At 69.5% G+C, this 19261-nt stretch carries 18 protein-coding genes; 11 read left to right on the forward strand and 7 right to left on the reverse strand.

Annotated features, from left to right (window positions below):
* Positions 1–510, reverse strand: a 510-nt coding sequence (locus ON39_RS48415) for a hypothetical protein (protein WP_157195403.1), incomplete at its 3' end; no start/stop codon positions are given.
* A gap of 500 nt (positions 511–1010) precedes the next feature.
* Here ON39_RS48415 and ON39_RS04100 point away from each other — a divergent pair.
* The 5 genes from ON39_RS04100 (at position 1011) to ON39_RS04120 (ending at position 5220) form a co-directional block, all read left to right on the forward strand.
* On the forward strand, positions 1011–1424 hold the full coding sequence (locus tag ON39_RS04100; protein ID WP_011207200.1) for a roadblock/LC7 domain-containing protein: 414 nt from the start codon (positions 1011–1013) through the stop codon (positions 1422–1424).
* Between the two features lie 7 nt (positions 1425–1431).
* Positions 1432–1806: a DUF742 domain-containing protein gene (locus ON39_RS04105; RefSeq protein ID WP_040731099.1), complete on the forward strand. Its 375-nt coding sequence runs from the start codon at positions 1432–1434 to the stop codon at positions 1804–1806.
* Complete coding sequence (locus ON39_RS04110) at positions 1787–2389, forward strand: GTP-binding protein (protein WP_174412497.1); 603 nt, start codon at positions 1787–1789, stop codon at positions 2387–2389. The genes ON39_RS04105 and ON39_RS04110 overlap by 20 nt, the downstream gene beginning before the upstream one ends.
* A 50-nt stretch (positions 2390–2439) precedes the next feature.
* Entirely contained in the window at positions 2440–3978 is a 1539-nt protein-coding gene (locus tag ON39_RS04115; protein WP_040731102.1) for a carboxyl transferase domain-containing protein, read from the forward strand.
* Between the two features lie 384 nt (positions 3979–4362).
* Positions 4363–5220: an aldo/keto reductase gene (locus tag ON39_RS04120; RefSeq protein WP_051186275.1), complete on the forward strand. Its 858-nt coding sequence runs from the start codon at positions 4363–4365 to the stop codon at positions 5218–5220.
* On the opposite strand, the gene ON39_RS04125 is transcribed toward ON39_RS04120, so the two are convergent.
* The gene (locus ON39_RS04125) at positions 5217–6320 is read right to left on the reverse strand and encodes an NAD(P)-binding domain-containing protein (RefSeq protein ID WP_040731103.1); all 1104 of its coding nucleotides are present in this window, start codon (positions 6318–6320) and stop codon (positions 5217–5219) included. The genes ON39_RS04120 and ON39_RS04125 overlap by 4 nt on opposite strands.
* Before the next feature lie 90 nt (positions 6321–6410).
* On the opposite strand from ON39_RS04125, the gene ON39_RS04130 reads away from it, so the two are divergent.
* The 6 genes from ON39_RS04130 to ON39_RS04155 all read left to right on the forward strand — a co-directional run bounded on the left by ON39_RS04130 (position 6411) and on the right by ON39_RS04155 (position 12619).
* Positions 6411–7139, forward strand: a complete 729-nt coding sequence (locus tag ON39_RS04130) for an enoyl-CoA hydratase (protein ID WP_040731104.1) — start codon at positions 6411–6413, stop codon at positions 7137–7139.
* On the forward strand, positions 7139–8284 hold the full coding sequence (locus ON39_RS04135) for an MBL fold metallo-hydrolase (protein WP_051186276.1): 1146 nt from the start codon (positions 7139–7141) through the stop codon (positions 8282–8284). Before ON39_RS04130 ends, ON39_RS04135 begins: the two co-directional genes overlap by 1 nt.
* A gap of 41 nt (positions 8285–8325) precedes the next feature.
* Complete coding sequence (locus ON39_RS04140) at positions 8326–8550, forward strand: antitoxin (RefSeq protein WP_040731105.1); 225 nt, start codon at positions 8326–8328, stop codon at positions 8548–8550.
* A gap of 52 nt (positions 8551–8602) precedes the next feature.
* On the forward strand, positions 8603–10936 hold the full coding sequence (locus ON39_RS04145; protein ID WP_051186277.1) for an ATP-dependent DNA ligase: 2334 nt from the start codon (positions 8603–8605) through the stop codon (positions 10934–10936).
* Positions 10937–11036: 100 nt separating this feature from the next.
* On the forward strand, positions 11037–11186 hold the full coding sequence (locus ON39_RS04150; protein WP_083894230.1) for an antitoxin: 150 nt from the start codon (positions 11037–11039) through the stop codon (positions 11184–11186).
* A 134-nt stretch (positions 11187–11320) separates the two neighbouring features.
* Positions 11321–12619: a lipase family protein gene (locus ON39_RS04155; protein WP_051186278.1), complete on the forward strand. Its 1299-nt coding sequence runs from the start codon at positions 11321–11323 to the stop codon at positions 12617–12619.
* 104 nt (positions 12620–12723) lie between these two features.
* Here ON39_RS04155 and ON39_RS04160 read toward each other — a convergent pair whose 3' ends face one another.
* From ON39_RS04160 to ON39_RS04180, 5 genes are all read right to left on the reverse strand, one after another.
* Positions 12724–13380, reverse strand: a complete 657-nt coding sequence (locus tag ON39_RS04160) for a DUF8020 domain-containing protein (protein ID WP_040731110.1) — start codon at positions 13378–13380, stop codon at positions 12724–12726.
* Positions 13381–13597: 217 nt separating this feature from the next.
* Positions 13598–14266 (reverse strand): DUF1345 domain-containing protein, encoded by a 669-nt coding sequence (locus tag ON39_RS04165; RefSeq protein ID WP_040731111.1) that lies wholly within the window; start codon positions 14264–14266, stop codon positions 13598–13600.
* A 47-nt stretch (positions 14267–14313) separates the two neighbouring features.
* Positions 14314–15054: an energy-coupling factor transporter transmembrane component T family protein gene (locus ON39_RS04170; RefSeq protein ID WP_040731112.1), complete on the reverse strand. Its 741-nt coding sequence runs from the start codon at positions 15052–15054 to the stop codon at positions 14314–14316.
* A complete protein-coding gene (locus ON39_RS04175) occupies positions 15051–17306 on the reverse strand; it encodes an ATP-binding cassette domain-containing protein (protein ID WP_051186279.1) in 2256 nt (751 codons plus the stop codon). The genes ON39_RS04170 and ON39_RS04175 overlap by 4 nt, the downstream gene beginning before the upstream one ends.
* Positions 17307–17370: 64 nt before the next feature.
* A complete protein-coding gene (locus tag ON39_RS04180) occupies positions 17371–18828 on the reverse strand; it encodes a flavin-containing monooxygenase (RefSeq protein WP_040731113.1) in 1458 nt (485 codons plus the stop codon).
* Between the last annotated feature and the right edge of the window lie 433 nt (positions 18829–19261).

Raw genomic sequence — 19261 nt, forward strand, 5'->3', positions numbered from 1 at the left:
GCCGCAGCGTGAGCCGAGTTCCGGGAGCCTGCCCGGTCTGCCGCAGCGCGAGCCTGCCGCCGGCGGTTGCCGCAGCGTGAGCCGGGCGGTCTGCCGCAACGCGATCCGGCTGCTGGTGGTTTGCCACAGCGGGATTCGGCCGCGGGTGGACTTCCGCAGCGTGATCCGAGCGCGGGCGGTCTGCCGCAGCGTGATCCGAGCGCGAGTGGTCTGCCGCAACGCGAGCCGAGTGCGGGTGGCTTGCCGCAGCGGGATTCGATTCTGCCGCAGCGCGATCCGAGCACCGGCGGTCTGCCGCAGCGCGATTCGATTCTGCCGCAACGCGATCCGAACGCCGGTGGCCTGCCGCAGCGGCACGCCGCGTCGGCGAGCCTGCCGCAGCGGGACGTGACGCCGACCGGCCTGCCGCAGCGTCAGCCGGGCAGTCAGGTACCGCCGAACCTGCCGCAGCGCGAGCCGGGCGACGGCCTGCCGAAGCGGGAAACTCCGCCGGGACTCAGTCTGTCGCAACGGAGTCGGGGTACGCTGCCCGGCGGCGACGAGCAGTCGACGGACACCGAGGCCGCGGGCGCCGATCCGGGTCGGCACAGCTATCGGGCGAACCCGTCGAGGACGGCGTCGTTCTTCCAGACCAGGCTGCAGCCCGCGGTCGAGACCGGCGACTCCGTCATGGGCGGAACACCGATTTTCGCGGAAATGATGTCGGCCTGGCTGTCAGACCCGAATATGGACAGGTCCCAAGTGGCCGCCTCCTTCGAATCACCGGGTGATGAGGGTTGGCAGGCGGCCCGCCGGGCCAGCGAGGCACAATCCGAGACGAGGACGGCGGCCGGGTTGCCGCAACGCAATCCGGGCGGAAGGCTGGTCCCGGGCGCCGTCAACGGTGCGGTGGAACGGGCACCGAGCCGTGATCCAGAAACGATCAGGTCCAGCTTGAGTCGTCATCAGCAGGGCGTCCGGGATGGCCGCGCAATGAGAGCAATGAACTTAACCGGAGATAAAGGAGACCGATGAACCCCGATCTAGGTGGTACGAATCGTCAGCTGGATTGGCTGGTTTCGAACTTCGCCAACGAGGTTCCTGGCGTAGCCCATGCCGTCCTGGTCTCGGCTGACGGCCTACTCATGGCCGCGAGCGCTCAGCTGCCCGTCGACCGCGCCGAGCAGCTCTCGGCCGTCACCGCCGGACTGGCCAGCCTCTCGGTCGGCGTCTCGAACCTGTTCGAGGGCGGCACCGTGCTGCAGTCCGTCGTCGAGATGGAGCACGGCTACCTGCTACTCATGGCTGTCGGCGACGGCTCGTACCTTGCTGTGCTGACCAACACGTCGTGTGACATCGGTCAGGTCGGCTACGAGATGGCGTTGTTGGTCGAGCGGGTTGGCCAGACAGTCCAGGCCACGCCACGCGTCACGATGGGTTCCTGATGGTGGGATGGACATAGAAGATCACCGCTTGGGGAGCGCCGAGCCCAGTCTCGTTCGCCCGTACTCGTTGACCGCAGGCCGAACGAGGCCCGCGGTCGAGTTGGCGTTGGAGGCGCTCGTCGCATCGCATCCGGTCGCCCTGGAGCGGCAGTTCGAACTGACCAACATCGAGACGTCAATCGTGGAGTTGTGCAGAGAATCGCCGTCCGTTGCCGAGGTTGCCGCCCGACTCGGTATCCCGATCGGGGTGGCACGCGTGCTGGTCGCCGACCTGATCGAGGCCGGGCATGTCCGCGTCTCGGCGACTTTGAAAGACGATTCCAGCGACGATGAACGTCGCGAGCTGATCGAAAGGGTTCTCAGTGGACTCCGGCGTATATGATTCGACGGCACAGGTCGACACCCGCACCAGCAAGCCGACGTCGGCGAAGATCGTTGTCGCGGGTGGGTTCGGTGTGGGTAAGACCACGCTGGTCGGTGCTGTCTCGGAGATCGTTCCGCTGCGCACCGAGGCATTGGTGACCAATGCCAGTACCGGAATCGATAATCTGACCGGCATTCCGATGAAGTCGACCACCACGGTGGCGATGGACTTCGGCCGGATCAGCCTCGCCGACGACCTGGTGCTGTATCTGTTCGGTACGCCGGGGCAATACCGGTTCTGGTTCATGTGGGACGACCTGATCCGCGGCGCCATCGGCGCCGTGGTGCTCGTCGACACCCGCAGGCTCGAGGACAGCTTCGCGGCCGTCGACTACTTCGAAGCGCGCGGCCTGCCATTCCTGGTGGCGCTCAACGAGTTCGACGACGCACCGCGATACCCGATCGAGGACATCCGGCAGGCCCTCGCGGTGCCCGCGGACGTGCCGATCCTGTCCATCGACGCGCGGCGGCGCGACCCGGCCAAGCAGGCCTTGGTCGCGCTCACCGAGTACGCGCTGCGCAAGGTGATGCAGGGCTACTGAGCGCGCGCGGCGCCGGCGTCCACCGGAGATCGAGTGGATAAACTCCCTCGGTGAGGATTTCGGCGCGCGAGCTGCTCGGCCAACTGCTCGACACCGACTCGTTCGTCAGCTGGGACCGGCCACCGATCACGGTGGCCGCGACCCCGCGGTACAGCGAGGCGTTGCACAAGGCGGCGGTCGCGGCGGGCACCGATGAGTCGGTGCTCACCGGCGAGGGGCTGCTGCGTGGTCGTCGCGTGGCCGTAATCGCCTGTGAATTCGGGTTTTTGGCGGGTTCGATCGGCGTGGCCGCGGCGGAACGCATCGTCTCGGCGGTCGAGCGGGCCACCGAACTCGGGCTGCCGTTGGTCGCCTCGCCGACCTCCGGCGGCACCCGCATGCAGGAGGGCACGGTCGCCTTCGTGCAGATGGTGAAGATCGCCGGCGCGGTGGCCGCGCACAAGGCGGCGGGCCATCCGTATCTGGTCTATCTGCGCAATCCGACCATGGGTGGCGTCTTCGCGTCGTGGGGTTCGTTGGGGCACATGACTTTTGCCGAACCCGGTGCGCTGATCGGATTTCTCGGGCCCCGCGTATACCAAGCGCTGTACGGGCATCCGTTTCCGGAGGGCGTGCAGACCGCCGAAAACCTTTACCGCCGTGGGGTTATCGACGGCGCCGTGACGGTGTCCATCTTTCGCCGTATCGCGCATCGGGCGTTGAACGTGTTGAGCGGCGTGCCCACGCCCGATTGGGCTGCGGGCGAAAGGTATTCGCGCGTCGATCGGAAGCAGGCGGCTGAGCCCGTCTCGGCGTGGGAGTCCGTGCTCATCTCCCGCAGGCCGGATCGGCCCGGCATTCGCGACCTGTTGCGCCATGTGACACAACGAGTTCCGCTGAGCGGGACCGGACAGGGCGAGTCCGATCGCACCGTCGTGCACGCGCTGGCGCGCTTCCGCGGCCAGCCGTGCGTGGTCTTCGGTCACGACCGGTCCGGGCAGCAGGGCGGGTACTCCATGGGGCCCGCCGCACTGCGCGAAGCGCGGCGCAGCATGGCGCTTGCTGGAGAGTTGCGGCTGCCCCTGGTGCTGGTGATCGACACGTCGGGCGCGGCGCTGTCGAGGGAGGCCGAGGAGCGCGGATTGGCCCCCGAGATCGCCCGCTGCATAGCGGATCTCGTGACATTGAACACGCCGACGGTCTCCGTGCTGCTCGGCCAGGGCACCGGCGGCGGCGCACTGGCCCTGCTGCCCGCGGATCGCGTCCTGGCCGCCACCCACGGCTGGCTCGCCCCGCTGCCGCCGGAGGGTGCGAGCGCCATCGTCCACCGCGACACCGACCACGCCGCCGAACTCGCTCGCGCCCAACGCATCCGCGCCGCCGACCTGCTCGCCGACGGGGTGGTCGACCGCATCGTGCCCGAATTCCCCGACGCCGCCGACGAACCCGTGGACTTCGCCCGCCGCATGGTCGCCGCCATATCAACCGAACTCGCCGCCCTGCGCCGCCACCCCGACGCCGAACTCCGCGCCCTACGCGAGCGCCGCTACCGCCGACTCGGCCTACCGGCCACAGTCGACGACCAACCGGCGCCCCCTACGAAGCACTGAGCTCCGCGATCGACTCGCGATACCGACCGAACGCCGACTTCGGCGTGTAATCCGAACGCAGCACGTAGTCCGCAGCGCGGGCCGAGCATCGGCGACGTTTCGTCGACTGCTCCGACCAAGGAGGATCTCTTCTTCGATCGGAGCGACGAGGTGGTCGACCGGCTCGCGCGGCGGGGCGGCTGCTGGTCGGCGACAGCGTGGTCTCGGTGCGCCGGGCCGTCGGTGAGGCCGCGAGCGCCTTCGAGTCGGTGGACGGTCCCTGGCTCGCCGAGTCGTGACCGTCACTGTGGGCCGGTGGAAAAGCGCTGGTCGAGCGGCAAACCGGGGGTCAACACGCCACGGGGCAGCGTTGACGGCTCGCCGCCACACTTCTACCGTCGCAGGGTGACCTTCAGAAGCGAGACCTCCGCCATCCCCTCGATCGTCCTGAACGACGGCAACGTGATCCCGCAACTGGGCTTCGGCGTCTTCCAGGTGCCCGACGACGATGCGTACCCGGTCGTCACCGCGGCGCTGGAGGCCGGTTACCGCAGCATCGACACCGCGGCGATCTACGGAAACGAGGAGGGCACCGGTCGCGCCATCCGCGAATTCGGCCTGCCGCGCGACGAAATCTACGTCACCACCAAGCTGTGGAACTCCGAGCAGGGCTACGACTCCACGCTGCGCGCGTTCGACGCGAGCATGGCGCGGCTCGGCCTGGACTACCTCGACCTGTACCTCATCCACTGGCCGGTGGCCGCCGCCGACCGCTACGTCGACACCTTCCGCGCCTTCCAGTCGCTGAAGTCGCAGGGTCGCATCAAGTCGATCGGCGTATCCAACTTCACCGAAGCCCACCTTCAGCAGCTCATCGGCGAGATCGGCGAGACGCCGGTGGTGAACCAGATCGAGCTACACCCGCGGCTGGCCCAGCGCGAACTGCGCGACTTCCACGCGAGCCACGCCATCGCCACCGAGGCCTGGAGCCCGCTCGGCCAGGGCACGCTGCTCGACGATCAGACCATCACCTCCGTGGCCGCCGAGGTCGGCCGCACCCCGGCTCAGGTGATCATCCGCTGGCATCTGCAGCTCGGCAATATCGTCATCCCGAAGTCGGTCACCCCGTCGCGCATCGCGGAGAACCTCGACGTGTTCGGCTTCGAACTCACCGATGACCAGATGGCCGCGATCACCGCGCTGGACACCGGCTCGCGCATCGGCCCCGACCCGGACACCATGACCGCGGGCCTGGACGTCTAGCCGGCCCGCAAGAATTCGGTGAGCTCCACGGCGGCCGCCCGCCCCGCGCGGTTCGCGCCGATGGTGCTCGCGGACGGCCCGTAGCCGATCAGGTGGATGCGCGGGTCCGCCGCGACCTGGGTGGCGAGCCGTCCGGTCATGGTGATGCCGCCGCCGGGTCCGCGCAGGCGCAGCGGCGCCAAATGATCCAGCGCGCTGCGGAATCCGGTGGCCCAGAGGATCACGTCGGCGTGCTGGAACGTGCCGTCGGCCCAGCGCACCCCGTCCGGCTCGATGTGGTCGAACATCGGCAGCCTGCGCAGCGCGCCGCGCTCCTTGGCGGCCCGGAGGCGGTCGTCGAGCCGCAGGCCGGTCACCGAGACCACCGAGCCGGGCGGCAGTCCGCGGCGCACCCGGTCCTCCACCTTGGCGACGGCGGCGCGGCCGTCCTCGGGGCCGAACGACGCGTCGCGGAAGATCGGCTCGGTCCGCGTCACCCAGGTGGTCGAGGTCACCTGGGAGATCTCGTCGAGCAACTGCACCGCCGACACGCCGCCGCCGACGATCACCACGTGCTTGCCCGCGAACTCCGCCGCGCTGCGGTAGTCGTGGGTGTGCAGCTGGCGTCCGGCGAAGGTCTCCGCGCCGCGATAGCGCGGGATGAAGGGGTGCTCCCAGGTGCCGGTTCCGTTGATCAGGCCGCGCACCCGGATCGTGCCCGCGGCGTCGGTCTCGGCGTTGAGGACCGGGCCGCGCTCGGCCGGGCTGCCGTCCTCGGTGCGGTCGCACACCACCTTGACCGAGACCTGCCGGTGCACCCGCAGGTCGAAGCGCTTTTCGTAGAGTTCGTAGTAGTGCGGCACGGCGGTGGCCGCGGGCGCGGACTCCGAGCCGGGCGGCAAGGTCTCGGCGAACGACATGCCCGGGAGGTCGTGCACCCGATTGACCGTGGTCAGGGTGAGCGACGGCCAGCGGAACTGCCAGGCCCCGCCGGGTCCCGGCGCGTGGTCGACGATGAGAAAGTCCTGTTCGGGGCGCAGCCCGAGACGCTGGAGGTGATACCCGGCCGACAGCCCTGCCTGACCAGCGCCGATCACCAGGATGTCGAAGTCTGTCGGCACAGCCGAAGATCGTATCCGCTTGAGCGGTCTACGCCGTCGGCTGTGGCACAGTGAAGGTAACCAGACGGATCGCTCAGTTGGGGAGGTCGCATGCTCGGAGTTAGCCGAGACGGTGACGTGGTGACCATCGAACTTCAGCGCGAGGAGCGGCGCAACGCGCTCAACCTCGAACTCATCACACTGCTGCGCGAGGCCGTTATCGCCGCCGTCGCCGACGACGCGCGGGCGATCGTGGTGACCGGGCGCGGCCCGATCTTCAGCGCGGGCGCGGACCTGTCCGTCGTCTACGCCGAGGAGTTCCTCGACGGGCTGCTGGAGATGCTGCACACCATCGAGTCCGTTCCCGTGCCGGTGATCTCGGCCATCAACGGCGGCGCGCTCGGCGCGGGCGTGCAGATCGCGCTCGCGTCGGATCTGCGGGTCGTCGCGCCGGACGCGTTCATCGCGATCCCCGCGGCGAAGCTCGGCATCTCGGTGGACCGGTGGACGATGCGCAGACTGGCCTCGCTCATCGGCGGCGGCCCGGCCAGGACCATCCTGCTCGGCGCCGACCAGGTGAGCGCGGCCGACGCCTACAACTTCGGTTTCGCCAACCGCCTCGGCTCGCTGGCCGACGCGCAGTCTTGGGCCAAGCAGATCGCTCAGCTCGCGCCGCTGTCGCTGCGGCACATGAAGCTGGTGCTCAACGACGACGGCACCCGCGAGCCGGACAACGCCCAGCAGCGCGCGGCGCTGGAGGCGGCGTGGACCAGCGCCGACGCGAAGGAAGGGCGGCTGGCCAGACAAGAGAAGCGCGCCGCGAACTTCGTGGGGCGATGATGATCAACGTTCGAGGCCTCGTCGGCGCCGCGGCCGGTGCGCTAGGTCTGACCTGGGTGGTCCGCGCGGCGTGGGGGATCCCGTCCGCGATGGGCGCGTCCATCTCCGCCATTCAGCCGTACGCGGCGGGCGCGGCCACCTACCGCGACCGGCAGTTCCACAACACCGAGCCGAGCAGTCAGATCGCCGCGGGATCCGCTGCGTCCCTGCTGATTTCGGCGCTCACCAAACGCAATGTGGGCCGCCCGGCCGGCGTGATCCCGTTGCACACACCACAGTTGCCGGAGGCGGCCGCCGACTTGGCCGTCACCTGGTACGGGCACGCCACCGCGCTCATCGAGATCGACGGCTACCGGGTGCTCACCGATCCCGTGTGGAGCGAACGGGTTTCGCCGTCCGCGCTGATCGGCCCGGTCCGGATGCACCCGGTGCCCACCCCGCTCGCGGACTTGCCCGCGCTCGACGCGGTGCTCATCTCGCACGATCACTACGACCACCTGGACAAGGACACCGTCCGCGAGCTGGTGCTGCGCCAGAAGGCGCCGTTCCTCGTCCCGGTCGGCATCGGCGCGCACTTGCGGCACTGGGGCGTGCCGGAGCACCGGATCGTCGAATTGGACTGGGGCGCTTCAATTTCGCTGTCCGAACTCGGACGCGCGCACGAAGGCTCGGACCTGGTGCTCACCTGTACCGAGGCGCGGCACTTCTCCGGCCGGGGCCTGGTTCACAACACCACGCTGTGGGCGTCGTGGTCGATCGTCGGCCCGACCAGGCGCGCCTACTTCGGCGGCGACACCGGGTACACCAAGGCGTTCGCGGAAGCCGGTGCGGCGCTGGGCCCGTTCGACCTGACGCTGCTGCCGATCGGCGCCTACGACGAGCGCTGGCGCGACGTGCACATGAACCCGGAGGAGGCGGTCCGCGCGCACGCCGACCTGTGCGCGGGCGACGCGGGGCACGGACTGCTGGTGCCGATCCACTGGGCGACCTTCAATCTCGCTTTCCACGGATGGTCGGAGCCCGTGCGGCGGATGGTGCGCGCGGCCGAGGCGGCGGGCACGGCGATCGCGGTGCCCATGCCGGGGCAGCGGGTCGATCCCGGCGGCGCCCCACCACGGGATTCGTGGTGGGAAGATGTGGGGTGACGGCTACATCGGTGCTAAGGGCTAGAGGAAGGAACGACGCTATGAGCTTCGCGGACACTCTGAAAGGCCTCATCGGCAAGGGCAAGGACGCGGCGGCCAAGAACGCCGACAAGATCAACGACGCCATCGACAAGGGCGGCGATTTCATCGATCAGAAGACCCAGGGCAAGTACTCGGACAAGATCGCGAAGGGCAAGGAGGCCGCCAAGAAGGTGGTCCCGCCGGAGGATCGGCCCGGCTCGGATCCTGCGGGCCCGAAGGCCTGACGGGCGGCGGGGATCCGATTTTCTGTCGGTCCCCGCCTCTACCATGGGTTCCATGGCGCTGCGCCGGAGCTTCGGGGGCATCGAGGTTGAACTCAGCAACCTCGACAAAGTGCTGTACCCGGCCACCGGCACCACCAAAGGCGAAGTGATCGCCTACTATTCGGCGATCGCGCCCGCGATGCTCCCGCACATCGCCGGCCGCGCGGTCACCAGGAAACGCTGGCCCAACGGGGTCGACGAGCCCTCCTTCTTCGAGAAGAACCTCCCCGCGCACGCGCCGTCCTGGCTCGAGCGCCACACCATCCAGCACTCCGACCGCAAGATCACCTACCCGGTGATCGACTCCGAGGCGGGCCTGGCCTGGCTCGGGCAGCAGGCGGCGCTGGAAGTCCACGTGCAGCAGTGGCGTTTCGACGGCGACTCGATCGGCCCGGCGACCAGGCTGGTATTCGACCTCGATCCGGGGCCCGGTGCGGAGCTGGCCGACTGCGCGCGGGTCGCGCTCGAGGTGCGCGACATGATCGAGGACATCGGCCTGCGCGCGTTCCCGGTGACCAGCGGCAGCAAGGGAATTCACATCTACGTCCCGCTGGACCGCGAGGTCAGTTCCAGCGGCGCGTCCACCGTCGCCAAGCAGGTGGCCACGAATCTCGAACGGCTGCACCCCGAGCTGGTGACCGCGACCATGGCGAAATCGGTGCGCGGCGGAAAAATCTTCCTCGACTGGAGCCAGAACAACGCGGCCAAGACCACAATCGCGCCGTACTCGCTGCGTGGGCGCGCGCAGCCCAACGCGGCCGCCCCGCGCACGTGGAAAGAGATCGCGAACCGGAAGAAGCTGCGGCACTTGCGCTTCGACGAGGTCCTCGCCCGCTGGCGCGACGACGGCGACCTGCTCGCCGAGCTGGATCCGCCACTGCCGAAGGGCAATACCGCCTCGGCGGAGTCGGGGGCCGACGCGCTGGCGAAGTACCGGTCCATGCGCGATCCCGCGCGCACGCCCGAGCCGGTGCCCGCCGACCGGCCGGAGCCGGGGGAGGACAACCGCTACGTCGTGCAGGAACACCATGCGCGACGGCTGCACTGGGACGTGCGGCTGGAGCGCGGCGGCGTGCTGGTGTGCTGGGCGGTGCCGAAGGGGCCGCCGACCACCTCGGATCAGAACCGGCTCGCCGTGCACACCGAGGACCATCCGCTGGAGTACCTGGACTTCCACGGCGCCATCCCGAAGGGCCAGTACGGCGCGGGGGAGATGACGATCTGGGACTCGGGCACCTACGAGACCGAGAAGTGGCGCGACGATGAGGTGATCGTCCGGTTCCACGGCGAGCGGCTCAACGGGCGCTACGCGCTGATCCAGACCAACGGCAACCAGTGGCTGATGCACCTCATGCGTGAGCAGAACGCCGACGGTGCGCCCGGCGGCGACGCGTCCGCGCACGCCCTCGGCGCCGACCCCGCCCAACCGTCGGGCCGAATCATCCGAATGTCCAGCGGCCCTTCGCCATTCCCGCGAGGCCTGTCGCCCATGCTGGCGACGCCCGGTGACGTCGCGGACCTGACCACCGACGAATGGTGCTTCGAGACCAAGTGGGATGGGTTCCGGCTGATCGCCGAGATCGACTCCGGCACACTGACTTTGCGCAGCCGACAGGGCATCGTCGTGAACAGCCGGTACCCGGGCATGGCGGCGCTGGCCGACGAATTGGGCGGGCACAGCGTGGTGCTGGACGGTGAGGCGGTGGTCTTCGACGATCACGGTGTCGCGAATCTCGGCCTGCTGCAAGCGGATGCGGCGCGGGCGGTGTTCGTCGCCTTCGACGTGCTGTATCTGGACGGCACTTCGCTTCTCCGCAAACGGTATTCGGATCGCCGACGGGTACTGGAGGCACTCGCCGGCACCGCGCCCTCGATGGTCGTGCCGCCCCGGTTGGACGGCTCCGGCGCGGACGCGGTGCGCTACAGCCAGGACCAGGGCATGGAGGGCGTGATCGCCAAGCGCAAGGACTCGGTGTATCTGCCTGGCAAGCGCGGTCATTCGTGGGTGAAGCAGCGCAACTGGCGGACCCAGGCGGTGGTCGTGGGCGGCTGGCGGCGCAGCGACGCGCGGAACTTCAAGTCGCTGCTGGTCGGGATTCCGTACGAGGGCAGGCTGATCTACGTCGGCCGGGTCGGCACCGGATTCAACGACGCCGACATGAGCGAGCTGGCCGAGCGCCTGAATCCGTTGGAGCGCAAGACCAGCCCGTTCGACAACGCCCTGACCGCCGAGGAGCGCAAGGAGGCGGTCTGGGTGACGCCGAAGATCCATGGCGCCGTGCGCTTCATGAACTGGACCGAGACCGGCCGCCTGTGGCACCCCGCCTGGCTGGGCTCCGGGGACTGAGCGCGAATCGGCCCGCATCGCGCCTACTACAGTGAGCTGCGATCGGACCAGCTCGAGCGAGGAGTACACGGTGGACTTCAAGGACCTGGCGAACAAGGCGATGGACCTGGCCCAGCAACACGCGGACAAGGTCGAGACGGTCATCGACAAGGCGGGCGATCTCGTCGACCAGAAGACCGACGGCAAGTACGCGAGCCAGGTCGACTCGGCGCAGGAAGCCGCGAAGAAGGCGCTGCATCAGCAGAAGTGATTCCGCCGCAGCCGAAGTGACCCGCGGACTGGTCAGTCGGCGGGGTGTGTCGATGCGCCGAAATGTCCGGGGTGTCGGCGAAACATGGGGCGAGTGCCGACAGGTTGGGCCACCGGCAAGGTAGGTTGCTCGCCATGGCGACTCCGCATGGAATCGGTAGGGGGACAGCGCGCCTCGACGCATCGGCGACATCCGAGAGCCCGGTCCGGCGCCGCCTAGCCCGATTCGGCTCCTCGGCGGCGGCCGCCGCGGTCCTGCTGCTCGCCTCGTCGTTCGTCACGGTGCCCGACGCGCTGGCTCAGGTCCCGCCGCCCGACGCCGACCCGTTCTACGCCGCGCCCGCCGATCTCGCCGCCTACCCCGAGGGCGCGATCGTGGAGTCCCGGCAGAGCGCGCTGTTCGGTCTGCCGCTGCCGATCTCGACCTGGCAGGTGAAGTACCGCAGCACCGATGCGAGCGGGGTTCCGGTGGCCGACGTCGCCACGGTCATGGTGCCGATGATGGCGTGGAACGGGCCGGGCGCGCGGCCGCTGCTGTCGTATCAGGTCGCCGAGGACAGCCTCGGCTCCCGGTGCGCGCCGTCGTACGCGCTGCGCGGCGGCGGCGATCCTGGTGGCGCGCAGGCCATCATCGACACGCCGTTCATGATCGGCGCGCTGCTGCGCGGCTGGGCGGTGGTCGCCAGCGATCACGAGGGGCCACGGTCGCGTTTCCTCGACGGCGTCAACTCCGGGCGCGGTGTGCTGGACGGCATCCGGGCCGCCCGCGATCTGCCCGCCGCCGGGCTCGGCCCCGCGACTCCCGTGGTCGGCTGGGGATACTCCGGCGGCGCCTTCGCCACGCTCTGGGCTGCGCAGATACAGCGGCAGTACGCGCCCGACATCCGTCTCGCCGGTCTCGCCGCCGGCGGCGTTCCGTCCAACTGGCCCGCCATCGGCGGGTATGTGGACGGCACCATGCAGGCGGGGCTGGCCATGCTCATCGTCTTGGCGGCCTTCCGCGACAACCCGAGCCCCGCCTTCAAGGACCTGCTCAACGATCGTGGCCGCGCCGCGGTCGCCGCCGACGGCGCCGCCTGCGGCCCCGACCTGGTGGCGAAGTACCTCAACGCCCGGGTCGACGACTTCGCGTCCGTCCCGAACCTGTTGGCCCACCCCGCCTTCCGCGCCGCCACCGACCCGCACGAACTCGGCGCACCGGCCCCCGCCGTCCCGATGTACCTCTACCACAGCACCACCGACGACATCGTCCCCGTCGCCGGCTTCACCGACCTCCTCGCCCGCTACTGCGCCCAAGGCGCCACCATCACCTCCGCCCACTCCACCCTCCCCGGCCACAACCCCACCGCCGCAGGCGAAGCCCTCGGAGCGCTGTCCTACCTCGCGGACCGCGTGGCGGGCGTGCCGGTCGCGCCCGGCTGCCATGAGCGGTAGCGCGAGTCCGATCGCGGTGGTGTGGGTGATTGCGTTGGGGCGCAATGTAACAACGCGGCCCCGCGCCGAAATGTGTTCGGTGCGAGGCCGTGTCGGTGGGTGGGTCAGCTGGCGGGGCGGCCGGTTTCGTCCATCCACTTGGTCGTGCCTGGCGGGGCGGCGAGCGTGCTGATCAGGTCGATGCCCGCGATGATGAGGGTGGGGCCGCCGGCGACGATGGTGCCGATGATGCCGCCGACGGCCGCACCCGCGAGCACGCTGGCGATCACGGTGGGGCCGCCGAGGATTCCGGTCAGGCCGACGGCCGCGCCGATCACGGTGCCGATGAAACCGCCGACGGCGGTCGCGATGCCGAACTGCGCGAGGAACGCGTTCTGCGCGCGCTGGTTCTCGTAGGGTGAGGCGATCGGGGTCGCGGGGGCCGGGCGCGCCTGGGCGACGTCCTTGACCACGGTCAGTTCGAGTACGCGGCCCGCGTCGCGCACAGCGTGTGGCAGCGGGAACTCGAGCCCGTCCTGCCGGAACGCCAGCGGCATCGTGACCACCGTGTTCCCGGCCTGGTCCTTGACGTCGACGACATCGCCCGCGACCTCGAAGGATCCACCGGTCAACGTGGTGATGATCTTGTCCCCCACCAGCTCCGCCGAGTAACCGATCTCGGGAGCCTGCGCGACCGCGGGCTGAGCCTGCACGGTGCCCGCCCCGACCGCGACGGCGGCGACGAGGGGCACGACGGCCGCGGTGAATTTACGGAGAGTCATTCGGGTGTTCCATTCTTCATCAGGTTTCGAGCAGCGGAGAGCGCCACGCACGTCGAATTCCCTTCCCCCACCGCGGCGCGGCCGTGATGTGATTCCAGAAGCAGCTACTCCGCAGATAACTCTACCGCTCGATCGCGCGCGAAGCCCATGAAATAGGGGGCACCCCACCCTTTCGCCGACCGTGAATCATGTTATAGCTCTTGGCTATACATCTCTGTCAGTGCAGGACGTTGATGGCGCGCGCGATGACGAGCGCCGCCAGAATCAGCGAGATCGCCGACTTCGCCATCATCATCGCCTTCGCCCACCGCGACATCGGCATCACGTCGGTCGGGCTGAACGCCGTCGCGTTGGTGAACGACAGATACAGGTAGTCCATGAACTGCGGCTCCCAGTCCGCGCTCGCGAGTTCCGGATTCTGCATCTGTACAAACATGAAGTCCGGCAGGGTCTTTCGAGCGTTCGCCCGTGCCGCCGGCCCGCCTCGGTCGAACTCCCAGTAGCCGAGCCCGAACACCACGACATTGGTCAGCCAGATCGCGCCGCCCGACCCGAGCAACCGCGCCGGATCATCGCTCAGCGTCCCGTCGATCAACCCGACGACCAGTCGATCCGCCGAGTAGGCGGTTGCGATCCCCAGCAACCCCGCCAGCGCCAGCCCGAGCCAGCGCAGCCAGGTCTCCTCGCGGTCGATCCGCACCGGGTTCGCGCACAGCACGACCACCAGAAGCAGCCCCTCCAACGCGGGCAGCAACCATCCAGGCGCGGGTAAGAATCGATCCGGCAACACCACCTGAAGCCCGATGATCGCCAGCACCGCGCCCGTCGCCCACAGCCGCGACTCGCCGGCGGTCCGCCGCTGCCAAGCCGGAACCTCGTCGCCCACCCGGTCAGTATCGCCCCAGGCGACCGGCTCGCGGATTAGGCGTGCGGCTACAGCAGCACGAAGCCGAGCGCGAAGGCCCCCGCGCACACCACGACGACGACGATCAGCGCGACGGCGTCCCGGCGCCCCGGCGAGCTGGGGTAGGCGGCGAGTTCGCCGGTGCCGCCGCGCGCGGTGATCGCCTCGCCCAATTCGCCCGCGCGGCGGGTGGATACGGCCATGGCCGCGGTGAGGATGTCGATCAGCGGGTTTTCGGTGGCCAGATGGAGCGGGGTGTCCTTCGGGCGGAGTTTGCGGGCCGCGCGCAGCACGCGGATCTCCTCCATGAGCAGCGGCAGGCCGCGCAGGGTGAGCGCGACGACGACGGCCCACTCGTCCACCGGCACCCGGAGTCGGCGCAGCGGCGCGCCGAGTTTGGCCAGCGCGGGGGCGATATCGCTCATCGGCGTAGTCCAGGCGACGACGAACGACGCGGCGACCATGACCAGCGCGAAGACCACGGTCTGCGCGTAGCGGATCACGGCCTGCAGGCCGACCGGCGCGTTGATCAGCGCGCCCAGCCCGAGCAAGCCCCAGAACCACCACGGCAGGCGCGGCAGGGTGCCCAGCGGCAGCCGGGCCAGCACCACGATGAACACCAGGAACACGATCATCACGGCGAGCACCGGCCAGGTCGGCAGGAACATCAGCAGGAAGCTGATCAGGAACGCGCTGATCATCTTGGTGCCCGCCCACAGGTCGTGGATCGGGCTCGCCACCGGAACCCGGCGAAACAGCACAACACTCACGATCGGCCTCCGCGCTCGAGCCGCCACGCGGCGTCTTCCTGCCGCGGCGGTGGGGCAGGGCGTGTCTCATGCTCGGCCGCCGCATCGTGGGGGGCGGTCGCACTGTCGGGACCGGTCGTGCTGTCGAGGCCGGTCCCAGCGGCGGAGCCCGTCGCAGCGACGGAGTCGCTCACATTGCTGGAGCCGGTGGTACCGGCGGACAAGGTGGCACTGGCGGAGGATGCCGTGTCGGCGACTACCGCGTCGGCGGCGAGCAGCCGTCCGGCGCGCAGGTGCACCGTCCTGTCGCACACCGCCGACATGTCCTCCACATCATGCGAGATGATGATCAGCGTCAGACCCGAATCCCGCAGTCGCGCAAGCAACTCCACGATATCCGCGCGGCCCGCCGGGTCGAGCCCGGCCAGCGGCTCGTCGAGCACGACCACCTGGGGATGGCTGGCGACGATCGCGGCCAGCACCACCCGTTTGGCCTGTCCGCCGCTGAGTTCCTCGATGGAGCGCGCGGCGATCGAGCGATCGAGCCCGACGGCGTCCAGCGCCTGCCCGACCGCGCCGGACCCGGTGGCGCGCCCACCCCAGTCGGCGATCTCCGCGCCCACCGTCTGTTTCTGCAACTGCAGCCGAGAGTGCTGGAACGCCAACCCGACTCGGCCGATCTGCTTGGTGACCGGTTTGCCCGCGAGTTCGCAACGGCCCGAACTGGGTTCGACCAGGCCGGCCATGATCCAGGCGAGCGTGGACTTGCCCGAGCCGTTGCCGCCGACGACGAGCAGGGCCTCGCCGCGCCGCACCGTCAGGTCGACCGAGTGCAGAGCCGCTGCCTCCCAAGGGGTTCCGCGGTTGTAGGTGTATCGGACGTCGCGCAGCTCGAGGATCGCCTCGCCCATCGGTCTGCGCCGCACGTCGCGCACCGGGCGCGGCCAATCCGCCAGCCGCTCGACGGCCCGGCCCTGCGACAGATGCACCACGCGGTCCGCGGCGAGCGCGTCGGCCTCGTGGTGGGTCACCAGCACGACCGCCATCGCGTGCCGCTTCGGCAGTGCCGCGAGCAGGTCGACGAGTTCGCGGCGGCCCTCCGGATCGATCATCGAGGTGGCCTCGTCGGCGATGAGCAGCGCGGGTTTCCTGGCGAGCGCCGCCGCGACCGCGAGTCGCTGCTGCTGCCCGCCGGACAGGGTGGCGGTTTCCTTGTCGCCCATGCCGCCCAGGCCTACCTCGCCCAGCAGCGCGGCGACGTCCACCTCGGCGGCGAGCTCGGTAGACAGTCCCCACACCACGTCGTCGGCGACGAGCACGCCCAGGGTCTGGCTCTCCGGTCGTTGCAGCACCAGCGCGGTGCCGCCGTGGTGCCCGAGCCCGGCGGAGCCGGGTCGCCGCACCGTTCCCGCCGTGGGCGGGAGGCCGGCGAGCAGCCGGGTGAGCGTCGACTTCCCGGAGCCGTTGTGCCCGACGACCGCGACGAACTCGCCGACCGCCACGGTGAGATCGATCTCGCGCAGCGCGTCCCGGACCGCGCCCGGGTAGCGGAACGACGCCCCGCTCAGCGTGACCGGCAGCGGCGCGATCGCGCGGTCGTCCGGCGGCGCGTCGAGCCGGTCGTTGCCGGGCAGCCAGGTCAGGCGGTCGAGCACCGAGCCGAGCACGAACCAGGAGAAGACCGCGGTCGCCACCATGCCCGCCGCGACACCGCCGCCGATCCAGGCCCACCACCAGCGCAGCACCGAATCGGTGACGTCGGCGGCCGCGCGCCCGAGCGGTTCGAGCTGCTGTTGCCGCGCGGCGAGTTCCTGGATGCCGCGCGAGGTGTTGCGGACGGTGTCGAACAGCAGGTTCCGGCCCGCGGAGAACAACTGAAGGAAGCCGACCGCGAAACCCGCCCACAGCAGTCCGGCGACGGTCGAGAGTCCGAGCACCGACACGAAACCGCCGCCGCGCCGTTTCGTCGTGCCGATGATGCCCGCGATCGTCGCCGTGGCCATCAACCCGGTGGTGGCGACGAGACCGGTCGCGACGAAGGTGACCACCGTCGCCGCGACCGCGGCGGTGACCAGGGCGCGCAGCCGGTAGCGCTGCGCGATCAACCCCATGGGCACCGCGGCGACCAGGTTCAACGCGGCCGCGAACGGAATGACCGACCCGACCGTGACCAGCCCGACGGTGGCGCCCCCGAGCACGGCCCCGACGGCCAGCTCGATGGGTCGCAGCGGCCCGCGTTCGGCCGTTCCGTCAGCTATCGGGCGTCCAGTCACGGCACAAGTCTGCCAGTGCGCGCGCCCGGCGCGCCGTCGAGCGGCAACTCGTCCGGCAAGCGCTTCAGGCGAGAACGTAGTCGTCCGGGTCGAGTTTGCGGATGCGGCGGCGGTAGCTGATCTGCGGACCGGGCCAGTTGTTGGTGATCCGGCCCTCGGCGGTGCGGTACCAGCTGGAGCAGAAGTTCCAGGGGGTGCGGGCGAGGCGGCGTTGCAGGGCCGTGTTGAACCGTTCCTCTCGAGCGGCGCGGACCTCGAGGGTGCGCCCGGGTCGTCGGCCGAGCAGTTGCACCGCCTGGCGGATGTAGCGAGTCTGCGACTCGATCATGTAGATGATCGAGCCGACGCCGAGGTTGGTGTTCGGGCCGTAGACCAGGAACAGATTCGGGAAGTCCGGCACCGAGATTCCGTAGTAGGCGTGCGCGCCGCCGGCCCAGGCTTCGGACAGTTCGCGTCCTCCTCGGCCGTAAATGCGCATAGGCCAAAGGAATTCGGTGCCTTTGAAGCCGGTGCCGTAGATGATCACGTCCGCCTCGTGCAGCGCGCCGTCGGCGGTGCGCACGCCCTCGGGCACGACCTCGGTGATCGCGGCGGTCTCGACCCGCACGTTGGGCTGCGTCAAGGCGGGGTAGTAGTCGTTGGAGAAGAGTCCGCGCTTGCAGCCGATCGGGTAATCGGGGGTCAGCTTGGCGCGCAACTCCGGATCGGTCACCTGTTTGCGCAGGTGTCGCGTGGCGAGACCGGCCACAACCCCGGTGATCGCCGGGAACTCGACGAGGCCGAGGGCCACGAGCTCGGCGATCGCCCACCAGCCGAACCGCTCGACCAGCAGCGCACCCGGCAGCCTGGCGAACAGTCTGTGCTGAATCGGCGAGTAGTCGGTGTCGAACTTCGGGATCACCCAGGCCGCGGTGCGCTGAAACAGGGTGAGCCGAGCCACCTTCGGCTGAATCTCCGGAACGTACTGGATCGCACTGGCACCGGTGCCGACGCAGGCGACTCGCTTGCCGCTCAACTCGACCGTGTGGTCCCACTCGGCGGAGTGGAACGCCGGGCCCGCGAACGTGTCGATGCCCGGAATGTTCGGCAGCGCGGGCCGGGACAGCTGGCCGACCGCGGAGATCACCACGTCGACGGTCCGCGCCGTCCCATCCGCGGTATGTACCGTCCACTGCCCGGTCCCCTCATCGAACACCGCCTCGGTCACCTCCGCGCCGAACTGGATCGCATCGAACACACCGTTGCGCTCCGCGACCCCGCGCAGGTACGCGTGAATGGCGTCGCGTCCCGAGTACCGCTGCGGCCAGTCCGGTTTCGGCTCGAACGAGAACGAGTACAGCGGTGACGGCACATCACAGGCCGCCCCGGGATAGGTGTTCTCCCGCCACACCCCACCCAGATCCGCCGCCCGCTCCAGAATGATCACCTCGTGGATCCCATTGCGCCGCAGCTCGATAGCCATCCCGATCCCCCCGAACCCCGCGCCGATGATGAGGACCGATAGCCGACCACTTGCCGTCATGTGACACTCCTCACGGCGCGAAGGTAATTCCACTGTAAGACGCGAGCGGCTAACTGATCGAGAAATTCGGCCATAGTGCACGCGCGAGCAGAGAAGGTGCGCGACCACTGGGAGGGCTAACCGCCTGGTAGAACCGTTCTGCACGGACACTTTCGAGCCGACGGCGCCCGAAACCGGACGTGGCAAGCCGCAAATGTCCACAGCGGCCGGGCAATCCTCAGCCTTGCGCGGTGTCGACAAGGGCGCGATGAATCGCCCCGCCCCATCGCCATCCACGTGTATGTGCCGATGATGCGCGAGACCGCTTGGAGCCCTGCGGGCCGTGCAGGCCGCGAGAGGTGCTTGCCGCCTAGCGGCGTCGTTCTGCGTGGACACTTTCGAGCTGGTGGTTAGTCGGACCTGACGGGGCGAGCCAAAAGTGTCCGCAGCGACC

It is taken from the genome of Nocardia tenerifensis NBRC 101015, assembly GCF_000308715.1.
In the GTDB taxonomy this organism is placed as follows: Bacteria; Actinomycetota; Actinomycetes; order Mycobacteriales; family Mycobacteriaceae; genus Nocardia; species Nocardia tenerifensis.

Excerpts from the sequence above, each read along its gene's own strand:
- ON39_RS04150 (WP_083894230.1), top strand. The coding sequence starts at position 11,037 with ATGGACCTGGCCCAGCAACACGCGGACAAGGTCGAGACGGTCATCGAC.
- ON39_RS04100 (WP_011207200.1), top strand. The coding sequence starts at position 1,011 with ATGAACCCCGATCTAGGTGGTACGAATCGTCAGCTGGATTGGCTGGTT.
- ON39_RS04140 (WP_040731105.1), top strand. The coding sequence starts at position 8,326 with ATGAGCTTCGCGGACACTCTGAAAGGCCTCATCGGCAAGGGCAAGGAC.
- ON39_RS04160 (WP_040731110.1), bottom strand. The coding sequence starts at position 13,380 with ATGACTCTCCGTAAATTCACCGCGGCCGTCGTGCCCCTCGTCGCCGCC.
- ON39_RS04105 (WP_040731099.1), top strand. The coding sequence starts at position 1,432 with ATGGACATAGAAGATCACCGCTTGGGGAGCGCCGAGCCCAGTCTCGTT.
- ON39_RS04135 (WP_051186276.1), top strand. The coding sequence starts at position 7,139 with ATGATCAACGTTCGAGGCCTCGTCGGCGCCGCGGCCGGTGCGCTAGGT.
- ON39_RS04180 (WP_040731113.1), bottom strand. The coding sequence starts at position 18,828 with ATGACGGCAAGTGGTCGGCTATCGGTCCTCATCATCGGCGCGGGGTTC.
- ON39_RS04130 (WP_040731104.1), top strand. The coding sequence starts at position 6,411 with ATGCTCGGAGTTAGCCGAGACGGTGACGTGGTGACCATCGAACTTCAG.
- ON39_RS04155 (WP_051186278.1), top strand. The coding sequence starts at position 11,321 with ATGGCGACTCCGCATGGAATCGGTAGGGGGACAGCGCGCCTCGACGCA.
- ON39_RS04145 (WP_051186277.1), top strand. The coding sequence starts at position 8,603 with ATGGCGCTGCGCCGGAGCTTCGGGGGCATCGAGGTTGAACTCAGCAAC.